Here is a 274-nt window from a genome sequence, read left to right as displayed (position 1 = left end):
GCGTCCGGACGGGGGCCTCGCGCTGTCACCTCAGGCCGTGGACGGCCCGGTCGAGCCGGACGAGCCGGGCGAGCCCGACGACGGACCGGCCGGCGCCGGCTGGTCGTCACCGATGACCGTCGAGCGCTGCTTGGAGACGTAGACCGCGCCCGCGATCACCGCGGTCGCGACCAGTGCGATCAGGATCCGCACCACGTCGTTCTCGCCCTCGCCGTAGGACATCTCGACGATGGCGGCCACGATCAGCAGCGAGACCAGGTTCATCACCTTCAGC

At 71.2% G+C, this 274-nt stretch carries 1 protein-coding gene; it reads right to left on the bottom strand.

Features of this window, described 5'->3' with window-relative positions:
• Positions 1 to 30: 30 nt before the first annotated feature.
• Positions 31 to 274, bottom strand: a 244-nt coding sequence (locus tag QWY29_RS20485; protein ID WP_300963066.1) for a hypothetical protein, incomplete at its 5' end; no start/stop codon positions are given.

Origin of the sequence: Nocardioides abyssi (assembly GCF_030412915.1) — a bacterium.
GTDB classification, from domain to species: Bacteria; Actinomycetota; Actinomycetes; order Propionibacteriales; family Nocardioidaceae; genus Nocardioides; species Nocardioides abyssi.
Note: the sequence above shows the minus strand (reverse complement) of the source record. Positions and strands in the feature narration are given on the sequence as shown.